The organism is Maribacter sp. 2-571 (assembly GCF_050589625.1).
Taxonomy (GTDB): Bacteria; Bacteroidota; Bacteroidia; order Flavobacteriales; family Flavobacteriaceae; genus Pelagihabitans.
Genome location: NZ_JBNGOP010000002.1, coordinates 115800 through 141437 on the forward strand (window position 1 = coordinate 115800; position 25638 = coordinate 141437).

A 25638-nucleotide genomic window follows, 5' to 3' on the forward strand; every position below is an offset into this window, starting at 1 on the left:
CTTTAAACGGGTTTTGTAGATGCGTGGGCCATGGTTGTAAGTGAAAACCGCCGGCCCACGCATTTTTTAATACGCTTCTCCGGCTCATTATACCATTTCTGGTGTTATTTCAACCCCAGTTTTTTCATCCGATACTCCAAAGTGGTGGGTTTCATGTCCAATAGTTTGGCGGCCCCCTTATTGCCTCGAATACGCCAATTCGTTTTTTTCAATGCTTTTAAAAGGGTTTCGATCTCTTGGTCTCGCTGTATTTGTTTTATTGTCTTGATATCGATTACCGCTTCTTCGTTTTTGGCTTCGAGGGCTTTACCCTTCCGTTTGGGCCCCACTAATTTTCTGGACCATGACAATGCTTTGTCCTGATTTAAGATACAGGCCTGCTCTATTAAGTTTTCCAACTCACGGATATTTCCGGGCCAGGAGTACGCCAACAACTCCTGCATGGCCTGTTCCTTAATGCCTTTAAAACCCGTATTTAGTTTTTTACAGTATTTCTGGGCAAAAAAAGTAGCCAACAATGGAATATCTTCCTTACGCTGCCTAAGGGCCGGCATCAGTATGGGAAAAACGTTGAGACGGTAAAAGAGGTCTTCTCTAAAGTTTCCGCTATCGGACTCCGATTTTAAATTTCTATTGGTAGCGGCAATGATGCGCACGTTCACCTTTATCACCTCCTTGCCCCCCAAACGTTCTATTTCCTTTTCTTGAATGGCACGTAACAATTTGGCCTGAAGCTCCAAGGGCATTTCTCCTATTTCATCTAAAAAAAGAGAACTGTTGTTGGCCAATTCAAACTTCCCGATACGGCGCTCAAATGCCCCCGTAAAACTGCCCTTTTCATGCCCGAACAATTCCGAAGCTATCAATTCTTTGGGCAGGGTGGCGCAGTTGACCTTTACTATTGGTTTCTTTTTACGGTCCGACCGGTTGTGCAATGCCCTGGCAATAAGCTCTTTCCCCGTACCTGTTTCCCCCTCTATCAGTACGGTCGCATCGGTGTTGGCTACCATTTCTACGCTTTTAAACACTTCTTTTAGAAGCGGGCTATTCCCAATAATTTCTTCAAAATTATGCTCGATCTTTACTTCTTCGATAAGATAATCCCGTTCTTGTTTCAGTTCCTGGTTCAACCTTACAATTTGCTCATTGGCCAGGACATTCTTTACCGCAAGCGCCACTTGTTGGGAAATGGCCTTAAAAAAGTCAAAATCGTTTTCGGAATAAAAATCATCTTGGGTAGCGTTGAAACAGAGCATCCCAAACGTTTTATTGCCGCTGCGCAGACCGACGCCTATGGTCTGACGTAGTCCAGTGTCATACATCAGATTCAATTGGGGGTGCGGATAGTTGGCACCATCCTTTTTTAGATTAAAAAGGCGCGGATCGTCATCCTCCGATAAAAAAGCTATGGCACTGCCCTGATGTTTAAATTTGCCTAATAATTCCGAATTGATGATAGCCATCTGTGTAGCATCGTGCTCCCCGAGAATATCGATATCATCCAAAATCTCATGATGTAAATCGTTTTCATTATCTATCAAAAAAAGTCCGGCCGTATCAAAAGGAAAAATCGGTTTTATCGTTTCAAAAATGACCTTCAACAATTCTTTACGGTCTTGAATACTTGAGGCCGCGGTACTGATTTTCAAGAGATCACCAATACGTTTTTGACGAATGAGCAATTCTTCATTATCCAAAACGTTTTTTAGTGCCAGCGATACCTGCTCCGAAATAGCCTTAAAAAAGTCAAAGTCCTTCTCGGTATAAAAACCTTCTTTTTTAGAATTAAAACAGAGCATCCCGAAAGTTTGGTTGCCGTTGCGTAAACTGATCCCGATCAACTGGCGTAGCCCTGAATCGTACATGAGTCCAAATTGGGGGTGGGGATATTTGACTCCATCCTTTTTAATATTAAAAAGGTGCGGTTCGCTACCTTGGGATAAAAAATGAACCGCGCTGCCCTGATGTTTAAATTTGCCCAAAAGTCCGTCGTTGATAAGGGTTTTCTGCAAATTATCGTGCTTTCCCAAAATATCGATGGCATCAAGAATTTCGTAATGCTGGTCATTTTCTTGGTCGATTACAAAAAGTCCTGCGCCGTCAAAAGGAAACGTAGGTTTAATGATATCAAAAATCACTTTTAACAATGAGCTTCGATTTTGGATGTTTGAGGCCGCGGTACTAATTTTCAATAGTTCTTCAATACGTTTGCCCTGTTCCCGAAGTTCTTTGTCGGACTTCATATTGGCAACGGCAAGTGCAAGTTGGTTACCTATGGCCTCGAACAATGCAAAGTCATTTTCGGTATAAGATCCTTCCTTCTTACTATTAAAACAGAAAAAACCGATTTTTTCGTTGTTGGCGATAAGGGGGCCAACGATCATTTCTTTTAAACCGTGTGCTTTCATCAGTTTCCACTGGGGATTCCTATAGATCTTAGATTGGATAGCGACACTGTATATTCTTGTATTTTTTGCATATATCAAACTGTCCGGATGGTTTCCTGAATAAACGAAGGGACCTAAAAGGTTGTTTTCGGCCAAACGTTTCTGGACTTCATTTCCTGACAGAACACCTTCTTCCAGAATATCATAAAACACATCCTGTTCGGGCTCCAAAACAAAGAGACCTGCATTATCAAAAGGAAAAATAGGTTTGATGATATCATATATCGTTTTCAACAAGCCTACGGCCGTGGTATTGTCGAGCAATGCGGTACTTATCGCGAGCAGCTCACTTGCGTGCGCTGTCCCTATTGTTTTACGTCCCTTATCCATAACCATACGCTTAAGTAAGCTGCAAAATAATAAAACAACATTATAAAAAATCCAAAAAATTGGATTTTTTATAACTAATTAAAATGGACCGCGCTTACCATCAATGATTCAATTGCCCATTTAAAAAACTGACTGTCATTGACTTAAAAAGTAATTTCCATGCTTCCATTGTATTGGCACGGTTATAGGAAAGACAGCGTAAAAGGAGATTGATGAACACTGGCGACAACACGGACGTAATACAACAATTTTTGCACTTGAAGTATGATGGAAAAATCGACGAAGCTTCCAAAGACCTAGCACACCATAGCTTCACCCGGAGTGCAGCTACATGGAACGACCGGGAACCGAACAAGACAATTCCTTGGGCCAGGATGGCACATGTGGATAAAAGAAATCACCGTGCCGGGGCTTATAGCCGCTCTAGGGAACAAAAAACACCTAATACAACATCAGCCCCGTCACGTCCTTTTTTCGGAACCCTTTAAACACCTAAAGTATACCACGCTTAGTTATGAAAATCATTAAAATCCATTATATGAAATTGAAGACGCACAGAAAAGTTAAAGTTCTATCATGCTTTTTAGTACTATGCCTTGTTATTAGCTGTAGCAAAAAACAAGCACCGGCAACCTCCTTGTTACCTGTAAAGGTCTCCCCTGTGCTTCAAAAGAAAATAATACAATGGGACGAATACACCGGTCGCTTCGAAGCTACACAACGGGTAGAGGTCAGGGCAAGGGTAAGCGGCTACGTCCAAAAAGTGCATTTTAAGGATGGTCAAATGGTCAAGGAAGGGGATATTCTGTATACTATTGACAAACGGCCCTTTACCATTGCCCTCAAAGAGGCAAAAGCTGCATACGACCAGTCTCTGGCCGAATACAAACAGGCCGAAGAAAATTTTAAAAGGGTAAAAAGTCTCCGGGAATCCGGAGCGGTATCCATAGAAGAGTTCGACCGCAGGAAGCAGGCGATGATCGGGGGTCAGGCCCGTTCGGAGGTGGCACGCGCGGCTATTGACCGGGCGAGCCTGAATCTGGGGTTTACCACGGTAAAAGCGCCGCTTTCCGGAAGAATAAGCCGTGATATGGTGAACGCGGGAAATCTTATCGACGGTGGGTCCTCCAACGGTTCCCTGCTTACGACCATTGTATCCATCGACCCGATTTACTTCTATTTTGAAGGCAGTGAGGCCGACTTTCTTAAGTATGCCAAACTCAATAGGGAAGGAAAACGCGGGGGATCGAGGCAAACACCCAATCCTGTGGAAGTACGGCTACTCAACGAAGAGGACTTTGTCCATAAGGGCAACATGAACTTTGTAAACAACGAAATCAGCAGCAATACCGGAACGATCCAAGCACGGGCCGTTTTTGATAACCCCGACCATGTGCTGGAGCCAGGGATGTTCGGCAGGGCGCGATTATTGGGAAGCGGCGAATTTAATGCCATACTGGTACCGGACAAGCTCATTGCCACCAACCAGACGGTCAAATTTCTATATACCATGGGCACCGATTCCGTTATAAGAACCACTCCCGTCAGCCTGGGCACGCTTTATAAAAAGAAGTATCGGGTAATCACCGAAGGATTAAAAGGGGACGAAATTCTGGTATTGGACAATCTTCAGAAACTACAGGCTGAGATGAAAGTTTCCCCGGTTACGGAAGCATTACATTTTACCGAAACCGAAAACTAGCACTATGAAGTTTAGCCATCTATTTATAGACAGACCGATACTTGCCGCCGTCCTCTCCATCATTATCATTTTGGTCGGGGGTCTTGCCTATTTTCAATTGCCCATATCACAATTCCCGGACGTTGCACCGCCTACCGTAAACGTGCGGGCGGCCTATCCCGGAGCAAGTGCGGAAACGGTTGCGAACAGTATTGCCACGCCCATTGAACAGGAAGTGAACGGAGTAGAGGGAATGATCTATATGACCTCCCAATCTACCAGTGACGGTGTCATGAGTTTGGACGTCACCTTCGAATTGGGAACGAACCTAGATCAGGCGCAGGTTTTGGTACAAAACAGGGTTTCACAGGCAGAATCCCGATTGCCTACCCAAGCAAGGCAGTTGGGCATTACCACGCAAAAAAGATCTCCCGACCTCTTATTGGTGGTCAACCTATATTCTCCCGACGAAACCTTTGATCAGACCTTTATCGGTAACTATGCGGTGTTGCAACTCCGGGACGAACTGGCACGGTTGAACGGTGTCGGGGACATATAACTGTTCGGTGCAAGCGCCTACTCCATGCGCATATGGTTGGATCCCGACAAAATTGCCTCCTTGGAAATTACCGCTGGCGAAGTATTGGAACGCTTGCGCGGACAAAATGCACAAATTGCGAGCGGCACCTTGAACCAATCCCCAATCGGGGAACAAAACTCCTTTGAACTAAGCATACAGACACAGGGGCGGTTACAATCCAGTGAAGAATTTGAAAACATTATTATAAAGTCGGGCGATGACGGCAGTATCGTACAGTTACGGGATATCGGCCGTGTTGAAATAGGATCCGAGAGTTATGTGACCCGTGGTATTCTAAATGGGGACAAGGCCGTTGCCATTCCCATATCCCAACGTCCGGGATCTAATGCCGTTGAAACGGCGGAGAGTATTGTCACTACCATGGAGCGGCTCTCCAAGGATTTTCCTAAAGGCCTCGAATACACCATTTCCTATAATCCCACGGAATTCGTGGAAGAATCCATTTCGGCCGTGGTGGACACTATCTTTGAAGCCATTGTACTGGTAATCTTCGTCATTCTGCTCTTTTTACAATCGTGGAGGGCGGCGATCATTCCCATTGTGGCCATACCCGTATCCTTGGTCGGGACCTTCGGCATCATGCAAGCGGCAGGGTTTTCCTTGAACAACCTTTCGCTGTTCGGTCTGGTACTGGCCATCGGTATCGTTGTGGATGACGCCATTGTAGTAGTAGAAAATATGGAACGGAGGTTGGCCGAAGGCATGACCTCTAGGGAAGCGGCCCGAAAAACGATGGACGAAGTGGGCGGAGCGCTCATAGCCATAGGACTGGTATTGGTGGCCGTTTTTCTTCCAACGACCTTTTTAGGGGGCATTTCCGGACAGTTTTACAAGCAGTTCGGTCTGACCATAGCGGTGGCGACAATGATCTCGGTTTTTGTTTCCCTTACCCTAAGCCCGGCCCTTGCCACCTTATTGCTAAGGCCTCATGCCCCTTCTAAAGGTACCTCCCGCTCTTTTTTGGGAAAACTTACCCATAAATTCACCAGTAGTTTCAACAAGGGAATGGACCGAATGTCCGACCGATACGGCTCAAATGTGTCCGGTCTTGTCCGCAAAGGGGGCATGGTTTTTATCATTTATATCGGCCTGTTGGTTGTAACAGGTTTGGAATTTGGTCGCGTACCTACCGGCTTTATCCCCGCTCAAGACCAGGGCTATTTTATTACCGTAATACAATTGCCCCCGGGAGCTTCCTTGTCCAGAACGGAGGCAGTGGTGAACGATGCCATCAAAACCATCAAAAGTATCGATGGTATGAAAGATGCCATCGCCTTTGCCGGTTTTGACGGTGCTACGAGTACCATTTCTTCGAATGCCGCAGCGATTTTTACCACGCTGGAAGACTTTGACGTACGTAACGAAAAAGGATATGTTTATGAAGACCTGCTCAATGAAGTACGCCAGAAGACCGGAGCGAACGGCGATGCCAATATCATTACCATTGTTCCGCCGCCCGTACGCGGTATCGGCAACGGCGGCGGATTTAAAATGATGATCCAGGATAGAAAGAACAATGGTCTGGAAGCGCTATCCAAGGCCACCCAGGAATTGGCCATGGCCGCCAATCAAGATCCCGCCCTCGCCAACGTCTTTTCCGTTTTCAACACCGCTACCCCGCAATTGTTCTTGGATATTGATCGCGTAAAGGCCGAGAAATTGGGCGTTCCCATAACCGAGGTCTTCCGTGCGCTGGAAATCTATCTGGGTTCCGCCTATGTAAACGATTTCAACTATCTGGGACGGACCTATCGCGTGACCGCCCAAGCGGACGCCCCGTACCGTTTGACACCCGACGATATCGGACGTATAAAGGTGCGCAATACAAAAGGTGAAATGATGCCCTTGGGAAGCGTGGTCCGGTTTAAGGATATTGCCGGCCCTGCACGCGTACAACGCTACAATTTGTACGCCGCTACCGGACTCAATGGTGAAGGCGCCCCGGGAGTTAGCTCCGGTGACGCCCTAGCGGCGATGGAGCGTTTGGCCGAAGAACATTTACCGGACGGTTTCAGCTATGAATGGACGGAGATCGCTTATCAACAAAAAAAGGCCGGCGGCACCGCAGGAGTGGCGTTCGGGCTGGCCGTATTGTTTATTTTTCTATTGCTCGCGGGACAATTTGAAAGCTGGTTGATCCCATTCTCAATCATTTTGATCGTACCCATGGGGCTTTTGTCCGCATTGTTGGGCCTGGACGCATTGGGCATGGATAACAATATTCTTACGCAGATCGGTATGGTAGTGCTCATCGGTCTGGCCAGTAAGAACGCCATCCTCATCGTCGAATTTGCCAAACAGCTGGAAGAAGAGGGCATGGCCCTTAAAAAAGCGGCCATAGCGGCCGCAAAACTACGATTACGCCCCATACTGATGACGTCTTTTGCCTTCATCTTAGGGGTTGTCCCCTTGGTCATAGCATCGGGCGCGGGAAGTGAAATGCGCAATGCCTTGGGCACGGCGGTGTTCATTGGAATGCTTGGGGTCACCTTCTTTGGACTCTTTCTCACTCACCTGTTCTATGTGCTCTGTAGAAAGCTAGGGCTTATCGGTAAAACAGAAAAATTGGCGCCAACCCTTAACCCGGAGAAACATGCATAACACAAGAACGAACCATAGTGTAAAGGGCATGTTTTTGACCGGCATCGTGTTGATGATCTATTCGTGCGGCATAACCAAACGAAGTTTTCAGGTTTCTTCGGATACCCTTGAGGAACTCCCTATGAATTATCTGGTCGAAAAGGACAGCTCGGAGCGCTTTGTTGCATCGGAACCGATCATTGCTTGGTGGGAAGCTTTTGAAGATCCTGTTTTGGACACTTTGATAGGCAATGCCCGTCTTGAAAACTTGGACATTAATGCCGCGATAGCCAATTTCCAGGCATCCAGGGCATTGGTAAAACGTACGAAGTTCGATCGGTTTCCCACCGTCGATGCCAATGGTTCCTTTTCAAGACAACGTTTGGGACAGAATATTTTTGCTTCGGGCGTTAATCCGACCTTCAGTCAATATGACGGTAGTTTTGATGCCTTTTGGGAAATCGATCTTTTTGGAAGGGTCAAAAACCGCATCAAAGGGGCCAAAGGCGCCGAGCAGGCTACCTTGGCCGAAATGCAGCACATCTACCTTTCCATATTTGCGGAGGTGGCCCGTAATTATATGGAGCTTCGCGGTGTTCAGAACCAGTTGACCATAGCCATGGAAAACCTCCATAGCCAACAGGAAACCTTTGAACTGACCGAACGTTTGGCCAATGCCGGTACCAGCAATAGCTTGGATGTGTCCCGTGCCAAGGCACAATTGGAGACCACCCGTGCTACCATACCCCCCTTACGGGCGACCATAACGGCCATTATCAATCGGTTGAGCGTGCTGACCGGGAAAATTCCCGGCACCTTGGAAACCGATCTGCTCCAACAACGACCACTGCCATCACTGCCCGTTTCGGTATTGGTAGGCAATTCGGTCGACCTTATCCATAGACGGCCCGACATTATGCGGGCAGAAAGTGAACTGGCGCAGCAAATAGCACGTTACAATATCAGCGTGGCGGAACTCTACCCAAAAATCACTTTCGGGGGCACCGTAGGCTTTTCGGCAATCGATTTCAACAGTTTTGGAGACAATGAGTCCTTCACTTGGGGGCTCGCCCCATCCATAAACTGGGCGGCGTTCAATTTGGGGCGGGTCAAAAAAAACATAGACCAACAAGATGGGCTTACCCTGGCCCTAGTGAATTCCTATGAAAAAACCGTGTTGCGGGCTTTGGAGGAAATAAACACCGCAATGAGCAACTATACGTTGGAATTGGAAAGACTGTCCATGTTAAAAGAAGCGGCCAAGGCCAGCGCCGAAGCGGCCAAGTTTGCGGGACAGCGTTACGAAGCCGGATTGGACGATTTTTTGGACTATCTGAACGCGGAACAAACCTTGCTTATCGCCCAAAATCAATTGGCCATAAGCGAAACACGCTCCGCCACTAACCTCATCGCAATTTACAAAGCATTGGGCGGCGGATGGGAAATCATTTCCGAGGAAGAAATAAACACCAAGTATGCTAAAATGAAGGAGAACGATAGTTCAAAAAACAAAAAATGATAACGAACAATGCCGCTAGCCGAGTAGTAAAAATTGTTGGCCAAGACATGGTACACCCAAAAATCACAGAAAAAAGGACATTGACCATCGTTGAAAATTGCATCAATGCCATAAAACTTCAAAACATGCGTATCTTGGCTTCGTATCTTGGGAAAGATATACTCTTTATGGTCCATAAAGCCGACCGGAACAAGCTGCTATATGTGGGTATAGAAAAATTCTTTGCCGGTATCGGACAACTCTGCGGTATCTTGCAAAACGATAGTGCGAACATCGTTTGGGTCATAGAAGACCATAAAGTAGCACAGCTGGTCATCGCTCCATTAAAAGAAGCCCGCAACGCTATCGCACAGGCAATCGTGTATACCACGGAAAAGGATAAAATTAAAAAAGTAACACTCTTTTATGGCAATACCATACCGAATACGTATCGCACCATAACCCAAAACTTGAGCATTTATGAAAAATGAAGTTGTATTTATTTTAGGGGGAGGCAGCGGAATGGGATTGGCTACCGCAGCGGTTTTGATCCAAAATGGCTATCAGGTAGTGATCTCCGGTAGAACGGAGACAACCTTGGTCAGGGTGTCAAAACGTTTGGGTCCAAATTGCACTTATGCCCTTGTTGACGCTTCGGATGCAGAACGGCTAAAAAGAACGCTCCTAGGTATCGGTAAAATAGACCATATCATTGTTACGATTTCGGTTAGGGCTAACGCGGGAGGAATACATAACACTTCCGAAGCGAATGCCAAAAAAGCGTTCCAACGGTTTTGGATAAGCTATAATGTGCTTCACCTTTCTTCAGAAGTATTGCAGAGAAACGGTTCCGTAACCTTAATATCGGGAAGTAGTGCAAAAACACCTTTAAAAGGATATGGGGTTTGGGGAAGTTTACATGGCAGCTTGAACGCCCTGGTAAAGCAAGCGGCCATCGATCTTGCGCCGATAAGGATAAATGCAATTTCCCCTGGCGGGATAGGCATGAATCCCGATAGACAACTGACCGAACATAACGGTACGACCGAAAATGTAGCCCAAATGATCTATGCGGTAGTTGGCAATGCCGCCGTTACGGCAACGGTCATCGATGTGGACGGAGGCGAACGTATGGGGACTTGGAACGGATAGAAAAAAGAAGGCCATTGTAAAACCTAAAATTTGATTGTATGATCTCGGTAAAAAACAAAAAAGCGATCATCGTAGGGGCCTCCTCCGGTATCGGTCGTTCCCTTGCACACCTTTTTTCCGAAAAAGGAGCGATCGTGTATCTCCTGAGCAGAACCGAATCCAAACTAAAGGAAGTCCAAAACGAACTACCTGGAGAATCCCATATTTTTGCTATGGACATGCTTAACGGTGATGCGGTCAACGCCGTATTCGACCAAATCGGTGCTTTTGATTTTTTAAGTTTTTCAGCGGTTTCGGATGAGACAAAGTTAATGTCCCCCATAAAAAGTATGCCTACCGAAAAGGCGACACGGGGGTTACAAAAGTTTTGGGGAACGTTTAATGTGGCCAGAGCGGCCGCCAACCATATCTCCCAAGGAGGCGCCATGGTATTTACCTCGAGCATGTCCATTTACAGCCCCTCAAAAAGCGGAGCTTCCGTTATGAATGCCGCAAGTGCCGCAGTCGACATATTTGCCAAATCCTTGGCCTTGGAAATTGCCCCTACCCGGGTAAATACCATAGCGCCCGGGGTTGTGGGAACCGGTGTTTGGACCAAAGCCGAAAAAGACCGTTATACCGATTGGGCCAAAGAAACCTTGCCCGTAAAACACCTTGGCACGCCCAAAGAACTGGCCCATGCGTTTTATATGACTTTGACCAACCCTTACATGACCGGCAGTACGGTACTCGTCGACGGCGGATTACATTCATTATAAAGTATCATAAAGGATGACCGATGGCTTGTAAGCCAATGCCTGACGGATGGGAAATTTTGATCGATTTCTTTCTTGATATCGAACGAATCGCATTAGCCCCTGTTTCTTCTCGACTATGGGTTAAAGGGTTCCGAAGAATAGAAAAGAGGAAACGAACCAAGTTTAGAGAACACAAAAGCAGCTTTATATGAATTTGTTAGAAAACAAAAAATGAAAAGCAATACACTTAAGATCACGGATATATGGGCAAAAACATTTCAAATCTGTTGGGTTACCAATGACTTGGAAAAAGCAATGGAAAAGCTAAAATATAAATTCGATATTCCTAAATTTTTGGTCATGAGGGATGTTCCCTTCGAAAATCAACGCTACAAGGGTCAGCACGATTCGAATGCAAAGGTAAACGCCGCCTGGGCCAATGGCGGCAACATCAATTTAGAGCTGGTCCATCCCTTGGAAGGGTTTCCCTTGGAGCTATATGGGGCCGCATTGAAGAAGAATTCCTTTGACCTTCAATTTCATCATATGGGTACAAGGTTCGATAACGACCTACAGGGCTATACGGATGCCGTTGATCTGCTTGAAGCAAAAGGTTTTGAAAGTACCTTTTCCGCTGGTATTACCGGTATCTCAAAATTCTGCTATTTTGACATGCGAGAACTCCTTGGGCACTATTTGGAGTTGATCTATTTCAACCAAGAGGGCGTCCAATTTATGGACACCCTGGTTACCGGCGAATTCGATGGGGAATAATACCATTTTAACTTTGAAATCGCGCATATAGAAATTGAATTATTTTTTAGTTGTTCGAGGCAAAAAATCTAAGCATAGCCTTAGCTACGGTTATATTTTTTAACGAAGAACAGCTGAAAAAGAAACGATTTATTAGTGCTATTTCAAAGTTAAAATGGTATTAAACCTACAGTATTTTCCTCGGCATGTTAAAACACGGGGGAAGTACCCCTCCGAAAAAAGGGATATCCCCTGTGCACTATTTTTTGTTTTTGTAATTTTAAAAAGGTGAAACACTTTTCTACACTACGGGAATATTGCGAAGGCATTCAGATATCCGCCCCCAAATGGGACGGTTTTGACATCCGAAGCTTTGAGGACAATATGAAAACCGTACGGCAACAGATGCCCCCCTTCAAACACGAATTCTATGCCGTAGCGATCAAGTTGGATGGCGGCGGTTTTGCCAAAACCGGCAACTACTCTACCGAAAATTTAAACGTTACAATTTTCTTCAATTCGCCCTATCAGATTCTGCAGTGGGACATCCCCCCCGATTGGAAGGGTTTTTATATTATTTTTTCCGAGGATTTTTATCGAAATACCCTTTCACAAAAACGCATCACAGAGCAGTATCCCTTTCTATTGGCCTATAGAACAGCGCCGATATCCCTTACTGAAAAGGAAGCGGAACCCATTACCAAAATGTTCATGGATATGTTCGAAGAACACGCTATGGACCTCCCTACCGGTAAAACGATCATCAGGCACTATATCCACATTATGCTACATAAGGTGGCGCGCAACTACACCTCCGCAGCGGTCGATGGTACTTCCTACAATGAACGTTCACAAGATCTACATCTAGTCAGTCGGTTTAAATCCCTTTTGGAAATCGGCTTTCATCCCGATCAGGCATATGACGAATTGCGACCGCATCAAGTACAGTACTACGCGGACAAACTGTCCTTACACCCCAACCATTTTAATGCGGTCATAAAACGGATTACGGATATTTCGGCATCGGAACATATCTACCGTCATATTCTTTCCTTGGCAAAATCCAAACTTCTGAACACCGACAAATCGGTTAAAGAAATTGCTTTTGAGCTATACTACAACTACCCGAACCATTTTGCCATTTTTTTTAAAAAACAAATGGGAATGACACCCTCGCAATACCGAAAATCAGTTTAAAAAGCGGGCGCAACCTCCTTTACTACCAATCAAACTTTGAATTCCGTACTTCTCGCTATAGATCGCTTAGCACAACGGTCTTTCCCTTGCCATAGCTTTGTACCAACAAATAAAAACAACGGTGATGAAAACAATCATAATAGGAATATTAGCCTTCGGACTTTTTGCCTTTAAAAATGAGAAAAGCAATTCAACAACAAAAAAAAGAACAGCTATGGAAATTTTGAAAACACCAAAAACGGCTGCGGAACAAGCAACGGTAATCAAGGTTTTGGAAACGTTGTTCGCAGAAACGGATAACAGAAATTGGGATGTAGTAACAGGGCTTATGTCCGATTCGGTATATATCGATTACAGTGGTTTGGGAGGAGCACCCGGATTTAGTACGCCCCAAGCTATCGTAAACGGCTGGCAAAAGCTGCTTCCAGGCTTTGATCGAACGGTACATCACCTGCACAATTTTACCGTTGCCGTTGCCGGAAACCGCGCTACCGGCAATTTTGAAGGTATCGCTACACATTATCTGGCCAATGAGGAATGGACCGTATTTGCGGGATATGATACCGAATTCATAAAAAAAGAAGGACAATGGAAATTGGCCCGTATCGACCTTAGCCTTTATGGACAATATGGAAACCTAGGGTTGCCGCAGAAGGCTATGGAAGCGGTTGCGAACGGAACGATTTCCGATTTTACCGAAGTAGATGCGTCCAAAACAAAGCCCTTGGAAGCTTTTTTCATGGCCCTTGAAAAAGGGAATTTAGAAAACGTGCTCGCAACAATGGCGCCCAACGCCGTTCAAAAAATGCCCTTGTCCCCTGAAAATTTCCCAAAAACCTTGAACGGGATAGCGGAACTCAAAAAACAATACACAAGTGTTATGGCCTACACCCAAAAGTATGAACGGGAATATTTTGCAACACAAAATCCGAATGTGGTTTTGGTAAAATACAAGGGTACGATCACCACCACCGAAGGAAAACCTTACAATAACGCTTATGTAGGCATATTCACGCTTGACAACAAGGGTAAAATAGTCACGTTTATCGAATACTTCAATCCCAAGATTTTACTTGCTAGTTGGCCGGGACTGCAACCGGCAACATACTCCATGCATGAGGCCGGTGCCAGAACCGATTCGGGTGTTACTATGGAAACGGTACAGTTTTTTAGTAACGGAATGCAATTGAAAGGACACTTGTTTTTACCGCCCAACTTCAACGCCGATGAAAAGTACCCCACAGCCTTGGTAACCGGAAGTTGGACGAGCGTAAAGGAGCAAATGCCAGATGAATATGCCAGTATTATGGCCTTGGAAGGCTTTATCACCTTGACCTTCGATTTTACCGGCTTTGGAGAAAGTGAGGGCCAGCCACGATTTGTAGAGGATTACCGCTTGAAAATTGCCGATATAAAGGCAGCGGTCGATTATCTGGAGGGGCATTCCAACGTAGACATGGAAAATCTCACCGGTTTGGGGGTATGTGCCAGTTCGGGTTACATGGCCCACGCCACTGCCAAGGATAGGAGAATCACCAAACTGGTACTGGTAGCGCCCTGGCTGCACGATGCCGATATTGCCAAGCATATTTATGATATGCGCCCCGGTGGAACCGAAGGTTTGCTCGCTTCCGCCAAGGCCGCGAAAGAAAAATATGCCACCACGGGCATAATGGACTATGTGCTTGCAGCGAGTGAGTTGGACCCCTTAAGCGCCATGTACGTTCCGGAAAACGCCTTTGACTATTACCTGAACCCCGCAAAGGCGGCCGGCCCCAAATATGATAATTTATTTGCCGTGAGCAGTTGGGAACCTTGGTTGACGTTCGATGGTATCAGTGCCGGTAAAGAAATTACACAACCGGTATTTATCGTTCATAGTGAAAGTGGCGCCCTGCCTCAAGGGACCAAAGCCTTCTACGGCCATTTAAAAGGCAAAAAAGACATCAAATGGCACAATGAATTCAACCAACAACAGCTATACTTCGATAAAAATGCCGTGAATACGGTCATGAGCGAAGTAGTAACCTATTTGAAATAAGAACAACTTTTTAAAACTACATATTATGAAATACAGATTATTGGGAAACACAGGATTAAAAGTATCGGAAGTTGCCTTGGGAACGATGACCTTTGGAACAGAAGCGGGATGGGGTGCCGATAAGGAGACAAGCAAAAAAATGTTCGACGCCTACACCAAAGCCGGTGGAAACTTTATCGACACGGCAAATGAGATATATACCGGCGGAACCAGTGAAAAATTTGTGGGAGCGTTTATTAAAAGTGAACGGGACTCCCTCGTTTTGGGAACCAAGTACACCGATGCAATGCCGGGAAACGACCCAAATTTAGCCGGTAACAGCCGTAAGAGCATGATGCGGTCCCTTCACAGAAGCTTAAAGCGTTTGGACACCGATTACATCGATATCTTTTGGTTGCATTCTTGGGATTTTTTATCGCCCGTGGAAGAGGTCATGCGCTCCCTTGACGATATGATAAAACAAGGAAAAATATTGTATTTGGGAATCTCCGATGCCCCTGCATGGGTCATCTCCAAAGCGAATATGTATGCCCGTCAAAATGGATTAACAGCGTTTGATGCCTCACAGATCGAATACAGCTTGATCCAAAGAACAGGAGAGCGGGAATTGTTGCCTATGGCAAAAGCGGAAGGGATGACCACCTTGGGATGGTCACCATTATCGTCCGGTATCCTTACTGGAAAGTATAACGACACATCCAGTAAAGAAAAGGGCAATAGAAGATTGGACAAGTCGGAGTTCGCAGCCTTATCGGAACGGAATTTGGGCATCGCAGCAAAGGTGATGGAAGTTGCTAAAAAAAACAATGTAAGCCCCTCTACCGTTGCCATTAGTTTTGTAAAACAACAGGGCATCATTCCAATACTTGGAGGTACTAAGCTTAGCCATATCGAATCGAATTTAAAAGGTATCGATTTTGAAATTCCGGAGGAAGATATGGCGCTATTGAAAACAGAGAGTACCATCGAAATGGGCTTTCCACACGATTTTCTCAAGGCAACACAAGCGGTCACCTATGGTGGTCAGCTTGAAAATATTGTTCACGATCGCCCCAATGTGTATTAACCGATATACCCTCTAAAACACAGAACATGACCGGTGCCCGAAAAGGCATCGGTTATGTTATTTGGCATAGGCCTGTACATCGATCGTATTCCTATGGTAATCATATCATTGGGGCAAAACCCTTTTTCTTCTCAACCACAAATTCACGGGTTCGGAAAAATAGGTAAACACCAACTTGCCCACCCAGTAGGATAGCACTAGTAAGCTTAACGTATACGGTACGAGCCAATTTGCGTCCAGGGCAAGCTTTTTATATACCTGTGCCCCGAAAATGATGACGAACATATGGGTCAGGTAAATTTCATAACTATACACTCCCATGCGCCGCAACCAGTCCAGCAAAAATCGATTTTTCTGCTTTCCCGACCGATAGTTATCGTGCATCCATAATAACAGCAATGCGGCGCCCAGGGATTGTAGGGTCATATCCAGCCCAAAGCCGACCAAGCCTGACTTGTATACAACGCTTTTGAAGACAAAAACGAGAACGATCAACGCCCAACCCGACCATAACGCAAAGATCGTTACCATTTTGGGCAGGGCAACCCGAAAAGCGATAATGGCCGTCAGACAACCGAAAGCGATGGCATCCAAAAAGGCAAGATGATTTTTGGAACCCAATTCATTATCGGGATACCAGGCGGTACGTGCCCAAGGGGAAACCACCAAAAAGACCAAAAAGAAAAAAACGAAGTGCCATTCCTTTTTTAAAAAGAGGCATATCAACGGAAAGAACAGGTAAAAACTTTCTTCTATGGAAATAGACCAAAGCACGTCCCAGTTCGCGGGCAAATAGCCCACTTGAATTTCCAACCAGTTGACATGAAAGGTCAACACCGAAAAAATGGCCCTAAGCAACGAGGTTTTGGTCTCGGGAATCACAAAACCAGGAACCCCGGTAAGATGCAGAATCGACAACAGCGCCAACAATGCCACCAACATCGGTAGTATCCTTGCAACCCGAAACCAATAAAAACTCTTGATACCAATGCTTGAAAGATGTCCCCACCTTTTAAGTATCGAACCCGTTATCAAAAAACCTGATATGGTAAAGAATACCACTACCCCATTATAACCGTTCCAAAACAACAGGGTAAAGAGTTTTTTGGGCAACCATTCTTTTAAAAAGCTTTTGGAAAATCCGAAGTGGATGTTCAAGTGCAGCAGCATCACGGCCAGGATGCAAATTCCCCTGAGTATATCTATTCCTGTATTTCTTTTGGTTCGGAGCGTATTGGCATTCAAGATGGTTACAGTTTTTGTTCGCACTTCAAAAGTAATACTATATGCTACCAAAAAATAAAGCGCATCGATTTCTTACCGACCATCGTTGCCTATTTTACCATGGGTTCGACTTAAAAACCCCATGTTTTTCGCTGACGGATGTTTTCTTTTCGAAAGGATCGTCGCGGCAAAGCTCCGAAATCAAGGCCAGAGGCCGTGGAGTTTGCAAGACGGTTTTTGGTCGCAGACTGAAAAATCCCTGCGAAAAAGTGTCTTTTTCTTTGTTTCCATTTCTTTTGGACAAGCAAAAGAAATGAAGAGAACGCCAAATAAAATGTAAAGAGCTGCTTTACAGCATTCATTTTATTAAAAAACCATTTTTTTAATCGAGCTCACGTTATTTTAATATTTCACGATATTTACCCCGACCATGAAAAAAACGTTCAAATTTTTTTTATCGATTGCGGTTATCCTAGGATTGTTGCATTCCTGTGCCTACGACATCGACAGCAATGGTGGGTTAAAGGGCAATGGAACCGTTGTTCTGATTTCAAGACCCGTAGCTTCCGCTTTTAATACCATAATTGCCTCAGAAGACCTAAAAGTGTACGTAACCCAAGGCGATTCGCTGAAGATTACCGTGGAATCGGATGAAAATATAATCGACAGGATCGTTACCGAAATCGAGAAAGAAACGTTACGCATACATACCCTAAAAGGGATAGGCCGTGCCACCAAAAACATTTATGTAACACTGCCACGTATCAAAACTTTGCGAACCGATACGGGTGCTGGAATTAAGGGCTTGGGAACCATCGTCGGGGACAGCCTTTACCTCAACGGGCGCACCGGATCGGTCATTGTTGTAAATACAAAAAGTGACTATCTGCGAACGGAAGGAATGGAAGGGGCTCGAATCACCATCTCCGGAATCGCAAAAGAGGTGCGCATGGCCGTAAGTTCGGGAAGCGATATCCAAGCCGAAGCACTCCAAAGTACCACTTGCCAAATTAACGCAAGTTATGGCGGCAAGGCAAAAATAAACGTGAGCGAGGTCCTTTTTGCAGATGCCAGTACCGGCGGGAATATTCTTTTTACCGGTGGCGCGCAGCTGAAACAGGGCACCTCCAAATCGGGAACGGTAACGAATTATTAATGTTCCTCCCGGGCGCGCAAGTTTTGTTATCTTAGTTTCGACCATTCGTTCAAACCGTATTCTTGGAGCAACCCTTACATACCATTGCCAGCTTTGGCACCCTCATCTCCATTATATTGGGCGTAGGGTTTGGTATACTGTTGTTGGCCGCGAAAAAACAACACCGGATCGCCAACCGTTTTTTGGGAATGGTACCCATAGTACTTGCGCTTTGGCAGTGTTGGCTCGTTATCAACACCAACGGACTTACCGACACCATCATAACGCTTAGGTGGGTACCCTTTTCCTCCTTTTTTGCCATTGGACCATTGCTCTATTTGTATACCAAAAACCGTTTTTCGGAAACGGCTAGGGTGCAGTGGAGCGATGCCGTGCATTTTATACCCTTAATAATCGAGTGGACCATTTTTTACTTCAATTACCCTGAAGGCCCGTTTGACGACTATCGCAGGTATTCCATGGTCAGTTCCCGTTTTCTATTGCCTTTTTTTGGTGTCATCTCCATCATTATATATTGTTTTATTGCTTCCAAGATCGCAACGTCAAAAGAATCGAGACCTTGGAAAAGGACACTTTTGATATTTGGAGGACTTTGGTCGCTATATCTCGGCTATTCCCTTATCAACGCCCTCGGGTTCAATGCCTATATCAGCGACTACGATACCTATCCTTTTTTTATGGCCATTTGGTTCTTCACGCTCTGGGCAACGCTAAAAGCACTCTTAAGCCCCGACCTTGTAACCGTCATCGCACCGAAGAAAATTAAAAGATCGGATAAGGAAACGTCTCCGGCACTTTTGGAACGTGCGCAGTGGTTGAAATCAAAAATGGAAACGGAAGAATATTATTTGGACCCGGAACTGACCTTACAATCCTTGGCCAATGAACTCGGTATCCCCGCCAATACCATTTCACAGACCATAAACGATGGGTTGAACAAAAGTTTTTCCGATTTCATCAACGAGTATCGCATCGATTCGGTCATCCAAAAATTTAAAAACACAATGTATGACAATGTCACCATATTGGGTATGGCCTACGACAGCGGCTTCAATTCGAAAACCACCTTCAACCGCACCTTCAAAAAAATGACCGGCACAACGCCTGCGGCCTACAAAGAAAAAATACCCGTCGATTAATTTTCTGGTACCAGATTACATTTTGGCACCCTTGTTTTCACTGAATTCGGTTCATTTGTCCCTCATAGCATAGCAACCTTTTAATCGTCATACAAATGCACTTTGGAAAACAACTTGTTCTACTACTGATAGGGATACCTACCGGTCTCCTTTCGCAAAACCTACCAAGCCTTACCCTTGATAAAAACATCAATGCCACCTTTTCGATCATTGGTTACGATGCCGAAGCTAAGGAATGGGGAGTTGCGGTAGCAACCAACAACCTGTATGTCGGTAATTCCACAATTTACATAAGGCCGGGAATAGGGGCCTTCTCCGTTATTGCCGAAACAGAACCAATGTACGGAACCAATGGACTGGAACTGCTGCAAAAAGGACATACCATAAAGGAAGCCATTGAAACGACCAAAGACCAGGACAAAGAAGCCCATTTCAGACAAGTGTCGGGTATTGATGCGAACGGCAATGGGCATGCCTTTACAGGTGCGGCACTCCACTACTGGAAAGGGGCCGCAGTTACAAAAAAAGGAAAAAACTATGTGGTGATGGGAAACCAGCTTGCCGAAGGTGTGTTATCGGCCATGGCGACCCGCTTTGAAAACTCGAAAGGCACCTTGGCACAAAGGCTGCTTCAAAGCCTGCTTGCCGGTCAGGAAAAGGGAGGACAACTTTCGGGAAAACAATCGGCGGCCTTGGTGGTGAAAGGAAGTGAAAACGAATGGTTCAACCAAATCGACCTTCGGGTCGACCATTCAAAAACCCCTTTTAAAGACCTAGAAAAATTACTTCAATACCACTACGGTAGAATTCGCGTTAACCAAACACTATATGCGGCGCGACAGGGGAACATCAAAAGGGCAAAAACAGTCCTTGCCGAAGCAGAAAAGCTTACCGACGGGTGGACCGGCATCTACGGCAAACTCATATTAGCGCACTCGCTACTGGGAAATACTGAAAAAGCGGTAGCGTTGATCCAAAAAGCCCTTACCGAAAATCCTAACTGGAGCAGCAACCTTTCCGCATTTTACTATTTAAGGCATCATGAAAAAATAAATCCCCTTATCACACCGGAAACCTTTACCCTAAACGATTGGAACAGTGCCATTATGGCGATGATCGTGCTCCAAAAACATACCGAAAGCGTTCAACTGGCAGAAAAAACATTGGAAAAACACCCGTATTCATCATATACCCACTATCTTTTGGGCAAGGCATTCGTGCATAGCGGGCAACACAAAAAAGGACGGCTTCAACTGAAAAAGGCAATACAGCTCGATGCCGATAATAGGGAGGCTATCGCCCTACTGAACGAATTACATGACTAAAAATACCTTTGGCGGAGAACGATTGTCCTTTATTGACGCTATTCGCACTTTGGCCATATTGATGATGCTCCAAGGACATTTTGTTGCCGGGCTTTTGTCGGACGAATACCGTGTGCTCGACAATCCCCTTTTTATGGCGTGGCGGTATTTAAGAGGGTTGACTGCCCCCGTATTTTTCACGATTTCCGGCTTCATATTCACTTTGTTGCTCGAACGGCATCGCGGAAAGGGATGGGGCAATCCCCGTTTAAAAAAGGGACTGTTCCGGGGCCTTAAATTGATTGTGATCGGATACCTGTTGCAATTACGGCTACTCTGGCTATTGCAAGGTGCCATAAACCCAACGTTCAATATCGTACATGTTCTGCAGTCCATTGGGTTATCCTTAATTTTGATCGTGCTGTTATATTGGATTACCGACCGCTTAAAAAAAGAATTTTTAGGGATACTGTTATTGGGTATAACCGTTCTTCTTTTCAGCTATCAATCCGTTTATGTCAACTGGGATTATGATCATTTTCCCGAAATAATATCTAACTATTTTACCCGAAAAAATGGCTCGGTATTTACCATTGTTCCCTGGTTCGGCTTTGCTTCCTTCGGTGGTTTTTTGGCGCTTGCCTTTTCCGGAAGGTTTACCCATACCATGTTTTATAAAAAAAGTATTTTGTGGATGGTACCCGTGGGAACAATACTGTTATTGCGGTCTTATGAAGGTATTGAATACCTGAAAAACCTTACCCATTTCCATATTTTCGAAGCGGCCTTGCCCAACAGCTATCTCTTTGCCCGCTTGGGAACCATTTTACTGTTGTTTGCATTTTTTATGCTGGTACAACGGTATGTAAAATCCGGAATCATTTTAAAGATAGGGGAAAACACCTTGCCCATTTACGTACTACATTCCATAATCCTTTATGGCAGCATCACCGGCCTCGGACTCACCCGATGGTTTTACCACTCCTTGTCCGGAACGACAGTGCTCATCGCGGCTCCCATATTTGTTTTTGGTGTGAGTTGGGCGGCCATATGGAGCCTTAGAAAATGGAGTATCCTAAAAAAGCTCTTCTAAAGCACTATAGTTACTTCGAACCCGTCAAGACCTTTTTAAAATGGTATAGCACCATCTTTTTTTTCGAAAAGTATTGCCGCCCTTACGTTGGTGCCGAACGCACAGCACAGTACAGAATGGAAATTCAAAACTGTAGCAGTACCTTGCCCACATAATCATTGTAAGCAAAAATTATGGGCGATATAGTACAAAATTTCAAACACGTAGATTACCTCTGGGATTTCGATAAGGCCAGAGAACTGGGCGACAATCAAGTGGCCTTGTTCCTTTACCGATCCAACATTCTCGGAAGCGACCTCAGAATTACCAATTACGGTGGAGGCAATACCAGCTGTAAGACCATTGAAAAAGACCCTTTGACCAATAAGGAGGTAGAGGTTATGTGGGTAAAAGGATCTGGGGGCGATATTGGAACGCTAACCCGCTCGGGAATAGCGGGACTATACACCGAACGTTTACGGGATTTAAAAAACGTCTACCTAGGATTGTCCGATGAGGACCGCATGGTGGGCCTTTTCAATCATTGTATTTATGATTTGGACAGCAAGGCGCCTTCCATAGACACTCCCTTGCACGGACTGCTCCCCTTTAAACATATCGACCACTTACATCCCGATGCACTGATAGCCGTAGCGGCCGCCAAGGACAGTGAAAAGGTCACCAAAGAAATATGGGGAGATACCATGGGCTGGGTACCTTGGCAGCGCCCTGGATTCGACCTAGGGCTGCAGCTCGAAAAATGTTTGAACGATAATCCGGGTATCCGCGGAATCGTTTTGGGAAGCCACGGGCTATTTACTTGGGGCGATACCTCATATGATTGTTACATGAACAGCTTGGAGGTCATAGAAATGGCATCCGATTACATCGAAAAGAAAATCGCAGCGCAAGGGAGTGTTTTTGGGGGACAAAAAGTTACCTCACTTCCGGCGGAAGAGCGAAAAGAAAAGGCCGCTACCCTAATGCCGCTCCTAAGGGGACTATGCTCTTCGGAAAATAGGATGATAGGGCACTTTACCGATAGTGATACCGTTCTTGAATACAGCAACAGCAAAGATCTGGAGCGCCTTGCCCCCATGGGAACCTCCTGTCCCGATCACTTTCTGCGCACTAAAATACAACCCTTGGTACTCACCTTGGACACTGCTGAAAACGTAGCGGATACCGAAGCGATACTTAAAAAGTTAACGCCAGCTTTTGAAACGTACCGGGCGGAGTATAAGGAGTATTACGAAAATTGTAAAAGGGACAATAGCCCAGCAATGCGGGATCCCAATCCGGTAATCATCATTTATCCCGGAGTGGGCATGTTCAGCTTTGCAAAAAACAAACAGACCGCAAGGGTCGCCAGTGAGTTTTACGTTAATGCGATCAACGTAATGCGCGGTGCCGAAGCGATTACCGAATATACTTCCTTACCTAGGCAAGAGGCTTTCGATATCGAGTATTGGTTATTGGAGGAAGCCAAACTGCAACGGATGCCAAAGGAAAAGCCGCTTTCGCGAAAAGTAGCCCTGATCACCGGTGCCGGTGGAGGTATTGGTAAGGCCATTGCCGACAAATTAGCGGCCGAGGGGGCCAATGTGGTACTTTCCGATATTGCCGAGGATCGATTAAAAAAAGGCTTAAAAACCTATAAGGGCGATACGGCCAGCTATGCGGTATGCGATGTAACCAAAAGTGCATCCATTGCAAAAGCATATGAAAAAGCCTGCCTCGATTTTGGTGGTGTGGATATTATGGTGCATAGTGCAGGACTAGCCATTTCAAAACCCTTGGAAGATACCACGGAGGCCGATTGGGACTTGCTACAGAACGTACTCGTAAAAGGGCAGTTCGAACTGGCCAAACAGGCCGTGGCCATTATGCGCAAACAGGATATGGGGGGCGACATCATCAGTATCGCCAGTAAAAATGGCCTGGTTTCCGGTCCGAACAACGTTGGATATGGAACTTCCAAAGCGGCACAGCAACATATGGCCAGACTTTTGGCCGCGGAATTGGGCAGTAGTAAAATACGGGTGAACACGGTAAATCCGGACGGGGTCATCGTAGGAAGCAAGATTTGGGAAGGTGACTGGGCCGAAGGTCGCGCGAAGGCGTATGGCATTACCGTAGAAGAATTGCCGGCACATTATGCCAAACGTAACTTGCTCAACGAAATTATCTATCCCGAGGACATCGCCAATGGCGTGTTTGCCTGTGTAGGTGTTTTGAACAAGACGACCGGTAACATCATTAATGTCGATGGTGGTATGGCAACCGCCTTCGTACGATAGTTTTTTTAAACTAGTTTTTATACTTTCATGGGTCAAGGCCCATGAAAGTTTTTTAATAACGGAACGAACAGCTACATGAAAATATCACAACAACACCTTTCCGAAACGAACAAAAAATACGTTCCCGCCCACGAAAACAATTTTGCCTTTTTATCGGATGTCCTTCAAAAAAAGGGACATGACGTAGCGGCGATCCTAAAAAAACTGGGCGATTTTCAGGTTGCCATACCAAGTTGGGCCCTGGGTGCCGGAGGAACGCGTTTTGGACGGTTCGGCTTTCAGGGCGAACCCGGAAACCTGGAACAAAAAATAGATGATGTGGGCCTATTACATGCGCTAACGCAAACGGCAGGTGCCATTTCCCTTCACATTCCTTGGGACATACCCAAAGACTATACCGCCATCAGGGAACGGGCCGCGGCCCACGGTATCCTTTTCGATGCGGTGAACTCCAATACCTTTCAAGATCAGGTAAATGCAAAGGAAAGCTACCGATTCGGTTCCTTGAGCAATACCAGCAAAGCGGTACGGCAACAGGCGATTGCCCATAACATCGATGTGGTCAATATCGGAAACCGATTGGGTTCCAAAAGCCTTACCGTTTGGTTGGCCGACGGCACCAGTTTTCCGGGGCAAGGTAATTTTCAAAAAGCCTTGCAACATACGCAAGAGAGTCTGCAAGAAATATATACCGCCCTACCCGACGATTGGAAACTGTTCATCGAATACAAACCCTACGAACCAAATTTTTATAGTACGGTAATACAGGACTGGGGCACCTCCTTTATGTTGGCACAAGCTTGTGGAGAAAAGGCATATACCCTGGTAGACCTCGGGCATCATTTGCCCAACACCAATATCGAACAGATCGTAGCTACCCTGATGCTAAAGGGAAAACTGGGCGGCTTTCATTTCAACGACAGTAAATATGGGGACGACGACCTTACTGTAGGAAGCGTAAAACCCTATGCGCTGTTCCTTATTTTCAACGCCTTGGTGTATGGAATGGAAAACAATCCGCAAAACCCTTACCCTGCCTGGATGATCGATGCCAGCCACAACATCAAGGACCCTTTGGAAGACCTGATGCAATCGTTGGAGGCCATACAAGAGGCTTATGCCAAGGCCCTATTGGTCGACCAAGAACAGCTGAACGAGGCGCAACGGGCACATGATGTAGCCCGGTGCCAAGAGCTGTTGCAAGACGCCTACCGAACCGATGTCCGTCCCTTATTGGCCCAGGCAAGGTTAACGAACGGCGGAGCGCTGGAGCCCTTGAAGGCATACCGCGACCTAAACGTAAGAAAGGCACTGGTGCAAGAAAGAGGTGCCAACTCCATCGCTTCAGGGCTTTAATCCT

18 protein-coding genes and 1 pseudogene are annotated in these 25638 nt (G+C 45.7%); 17 read left to right on the forward strand and 2 right to left on the reverse strand.

The genetic code is table 11. The annotated features are described in order from the left end of the window. Nucleotides 1–104: 104 nt before the first annotated feature. Complete coding sequence (locus ACRD7P_RS01925) at nucleotides 105–2777, reverse strand: sigma 54-interacting transcriptional regulator (RefSeq protein WP_430905787.1); 2673 nt, start codon at nucleotides 2775–2777, stop codon at nucleotides 105–107. Nucleotides 2778–2989: 212 nt separating this feature from the next. Between ACRD7P_RS01925 and ACRD7P_RS01930 the strand changes: the two genes are divergently transcribed. The 11 genes and pseudogenes from ACRD7P_RS01930 to ACRD7P_RS01980 all read left to right on the forward strand — a co-directional run bounded on the left by ACRD7P_RS01930 (nucleotide 2990) and on the right by ACRD7P_RS01980 (nucleotide 16083). Beyond that, nucleotides 2990–3265 (forward strand): hypothetical protein, encoded by a 276-nt coding sequence (locus ACRD7P_RS01930; RefSeq protein WP_430905789.1) that lies wholly within the window; start codon nucleotides 2990–2992, stop codon nucleotides 3263–3265. Between the two features lie 50 nt (nucleotides 3266–3315). Then, nucleotides 3316–4479 (forward strand): efflux RND transporter periplasmic adaptor subunit, encoded by a 1164-nt coding sequence (locus tag ACRD7P_RS01935; RefSeq protein WP_430905790.1) that lies wholly within the window; start codon nucleotides 3316–3318, stop codon nucleotides 4477–4479. A 4-nt stretch (nucleotides 4480–4483) separates the two neighbouring features. Continuing rightward, nucleotides 4484–7660: pseudogene (locus tag ACRD7P_RS01940) on the forward strand (efflux RND transporter permease subunit). Then, on the forward strand, nucleotides 7653–9158 hold the full coding sequence (locus ACRD7P_RS01945) for an efflux transporter outer membrane subunit (protein WP_430905791.1): 1506 nt from the start codon (nucleotides 7653–7655) through the stop codon (nucleotides 9156–9158). Before ACRD7P_RS01940 ends, ACRD7P_RS01945 begins: the two are co-directional and overlap by 8 nt. Next, nucleotides 9155–9628, forward strand: coding sequence for a hypothetical protein (locus ACRD7P_RS01950; RefSeq protein WP_430905792.1), 474 nt, complete (start codon nucleotides 9155–9157; stop codon nucleotides 9626–9628). Before ACRD7P_RS01945 ends, ACRD7P_RS01950 begins: the two co-directional genes overlap by 4 nt. Next, complete coding sequence (locus ACRD7P_RS01955; RefSeq protein ID WP_430905793.1) at nucleotides 9618–10289, forward strand: SDR family oxidoreductase; 672 nt, start codon at nucleotides 9618–9620, stop codon at nucleotides 10287–10289. Before ACRD7P_RS01950 ends, ACRD7P_RS01955 begins: the two co-directional genes overlap by 11 nt. A gap of 38 nt (nucleotides 10290–10327) precedes the next feature. Beyond that, nucleotides 10328–11047, forward strand: a complete 720-nt coding sequence (locus ACRD7P_RS01960) for an SDR family oxidoreductase (protein WP_430905795.1) — start codon at nucleotides 10328–10330, stop codon at nucleotides 11045–11047. Nucleotides 11048–11257: 210 nt separating this feature from the next. Continuing rightward, nucleotides 11258–11800 carry a hypothetical protein gene (locus tag ACRD7P_RS01965; protein ID WP_430905796.1) on the forward strand — a complete coding sequence of 181 codons (543 nt, stop codon included), beginning with the start codon at nucleotides 11258–11260 and terminating at the stop codon, nucleotides 11798–11800. Nucleotides 11801–12067: 267 nt separating this feature from the next. Next, nucleotides 12068–12976 carry a helix-turn-helix domain-containing protein gene (locus tag ACRD7P_RS01970; protein WP_430905797.1) on the forward strand — a complete coding sequence of 303 codons (909 nt, stop codon included), beginning with the start codon at nucleotides 12068–12070 and terminating at the stop codon, nucleotides 12974–12976. Between the two features lie 124 nt (nucleotides 12977–13100). Next, nucleotides 13101–15017 carry a nuclear transport factor 2 family protein gene (locus ACRD7P_RS01975; protein WP_430905798.1) on the forward strand — a complete coding sequence of 639 codons (1917 nt, stop codon included), beginning with the start codon at nucleotides 13101–13103 and terminating at the stop codon, nucleotides 15015–15017. A gap of 25 nt (nucleotides 15018–15042) precedes the next feature. After that, a complete protein-coding gene (locus tag ACRD7P_RS01980) occupies nucleotides 15043–16083 on the forward strand; it encodes an aldo/keto reductase (protein WP_430905799.1) in 1041 nt (346 codons plus the stop codon). A 105-nt stretch (nucleotides 16084–16188) separates the two neighbouring features. Here the strand turns inward: ACRD7P_RS01980 and ACRD7P_RS01985 are convergent, their stop codons facing one another. Beyond that, nucleotides 16189–17352: an acyltransferase family protein gene (locus tag ACRD7P_RS01985; protein WP_430905800.1), complete on the reverse strand. Its 1164-nt coding sequence runs from the start codon at nucleotides 17350–17352 to the stop codon at nucleotides 16189–16191. 385 nt (nucleotides 17353–17737) lie between these two features. On the opposite strand from ACRD7P_RS01985, the gene ACRD7P_RS01990 reads away from it, so the two are divergent. From ACRD7P_RS01990 to ACRD7P_RS02015, 6 genes are all read left to right on the forward strand, one after another. After that, a complete protein-coding gene (locus ACRD7P_RS01990) occupies nucleotides 17738–18463 on the forward strand; it encodes a head GIN domain-containing protein (RefSeq protein WP_430905802.1) in 726 nt (241 codons plus the stop codon). 62 nt (nucleotides 18464–18525) lie between these two features. Then, complete coding sequence (locus ACRD7P_RS01995) at nucleotides 18526–19602, forward strand: helix-turn-helix domain-containing protein (protein ID WP_430905803.1); 1077 nt, start codon at nucleotides 18526–18528, stop codon at nucleotides 19600–19602. Between the two features lie 95 nt (nucleotides 19603–19697). Continuing rightward, the gene (locus ACRD7P_RS02000; RefSeq protein WP_430905804.1) at nucleotides 19698–20927 is read left to right on the forward strand and encodes a DUF1028 domain-containing protein; all 1230 of its coding nucleotides are present in this window, start codon (nucleotides 19698–19700) and stop codon (nucleotides 20925–20927) included. Next, nucleotides 20920–21999: a heparan-alpha-glucosaminide N-acetyltransferase domain-containing protein gene (locus ACRD7P_RS02005; protein ID WP_430905805.1), complete on the forward strand. Its 1080-nt coding sequence runs from the start codon at nucleotides 20920–20922 to the stop codon at nucleotides 21997–21999. The genes ACRD7P_RS02000 and ACRD7P_RS02005 overlap by 8 nt, the downstream gene beginning before the upstream one ends. A gap of 173 nt (nucleotides 22000–22172) precedes the next feature. Next, nucleotides 22173–24278 (forward strand): bifunctional aldolase/short-chain dehydrogenase, encoded by a 2106-nt coding sequence (locus ACRD7P_RS02010; protein WP_430905806.1) that lies wholly within the window; start codon nucleotides 22173–22175, stop codon nucleotides 24276–24278. A gap of 75 nt (nucleotides 24279–24353) precedes the next feature. Continuing rightward, nucleotides 24354–25634, forward strand: a complete 1281-nt coding sequence (locus tag ACRD7P_RS02015) for a sugar isomerase (protein WP_430905807.1) — start codon at nucleotides 24354–24356, stop codon at nucleotides 25632–25634. Nucleotides 25635–25638 lie beyond the last annotated feature (4 nt).

Coding starts and splice junctions, on each gene's coding strand:
- ACRD7P_RS02000 (WP_430905804.1), top strand. CDS start 19,698: ATGCACTTTGGAAAACAACTTGTTCTACTACTGATAGGGATACCTACC.
- ACRD7P_RS01990 (WP_430905802.1), top strand. CDS start 17,738: ATGAAAAAAACGTTCAAATTTTTTTTATCGATTGCGGTTATCCTAGGA.
- ACRD7P_RS01975 (WP_430905798.1), top strand. CDS start 13,101: ATGAAAACAATCATAATAGGAATATTAGCCTTCGGACTTTTTGCCTTT.
- ACRD7P_RS01945 (WP_430905791.1), top strand. CDS start 7,653: ATGCATAACACAAGAACGAACCATAGTGTAAAGGGCATGTTTTTGACC.
- ACRD7P_RS01925 (WP_430905787.1), bottom strand. CDS start 2,777: ATGGATAAGGGACGTAAAACAATAGGGACAGCGCACGCAAGTGAGCTG.
- ACRD7P_RS02010 (WP_430905806.1), top strand. CDS start 22,173: ATGGGCGATATAGTACAAAATTTCAAACACGTAGATTACCTCTGGGAT.
- ACRD7P_RS01950 (WP_430905792.1), top strand. CDS start 9,155: ATGATAACGAACAATGCCGCTAGCCGAGTAGTAAAAATTGTTGGCCAA.
- ACRD7P_RS02015 (WP_430905807.1), top strand. CDS start 24,354: ATGAAAATATCACAACAACACCTTTCCGAAACGAACAAAAAATACGTT.
- ACRD7P_RS02005 (WP_430905805.1), top strand. CDS start 20,920: ATGACTAAAAATACCTTTGGCGGAGAACGATTGTCCTTTATTGACGCT.
- ACRD7P_RS01935 (WP_430905790.1), top strand. CDS start 3,316: ATGAAATTGAAGACGCACAGAAAAGTTAAAGTTCTATCATGCTTTTTA.
- ACRD7P_RS01965 (WP_430905796.1), top strand. CDS start 11,258: ATGAAAAGCAATACACTTAAGATCACGGATATATGGGCAAAAACATTT.
- ACRD7P_RS01955 (WP_430905793.1), top strand. CDS start 9,618: ATGAAAAATGAAGTTGTATTTATTTTAGGGGGAGGCAGCGGAATGGGA.
- ACRD7P_RS01960 (WP_430905795.1), top strand. CDS start 10,328: ATGATCTCGGTAAAAAACAAAAAAGCGATCATCGTAGGGGCCTCCTCC.
- ACRD7P_RS01930 (WP_430905789.1), top strand. CDS start 2,990: ATGAACACTGGCGACAACACGGACGTAATACAACAATTTTTGCACTTG.
- ACRD7P_RS01980 (WP_430905799.1), top strand. CDS start 15,043: ATGAAATACAGATTATTGGGAAACACAGGATTAAAAGTATCGGAAGTT.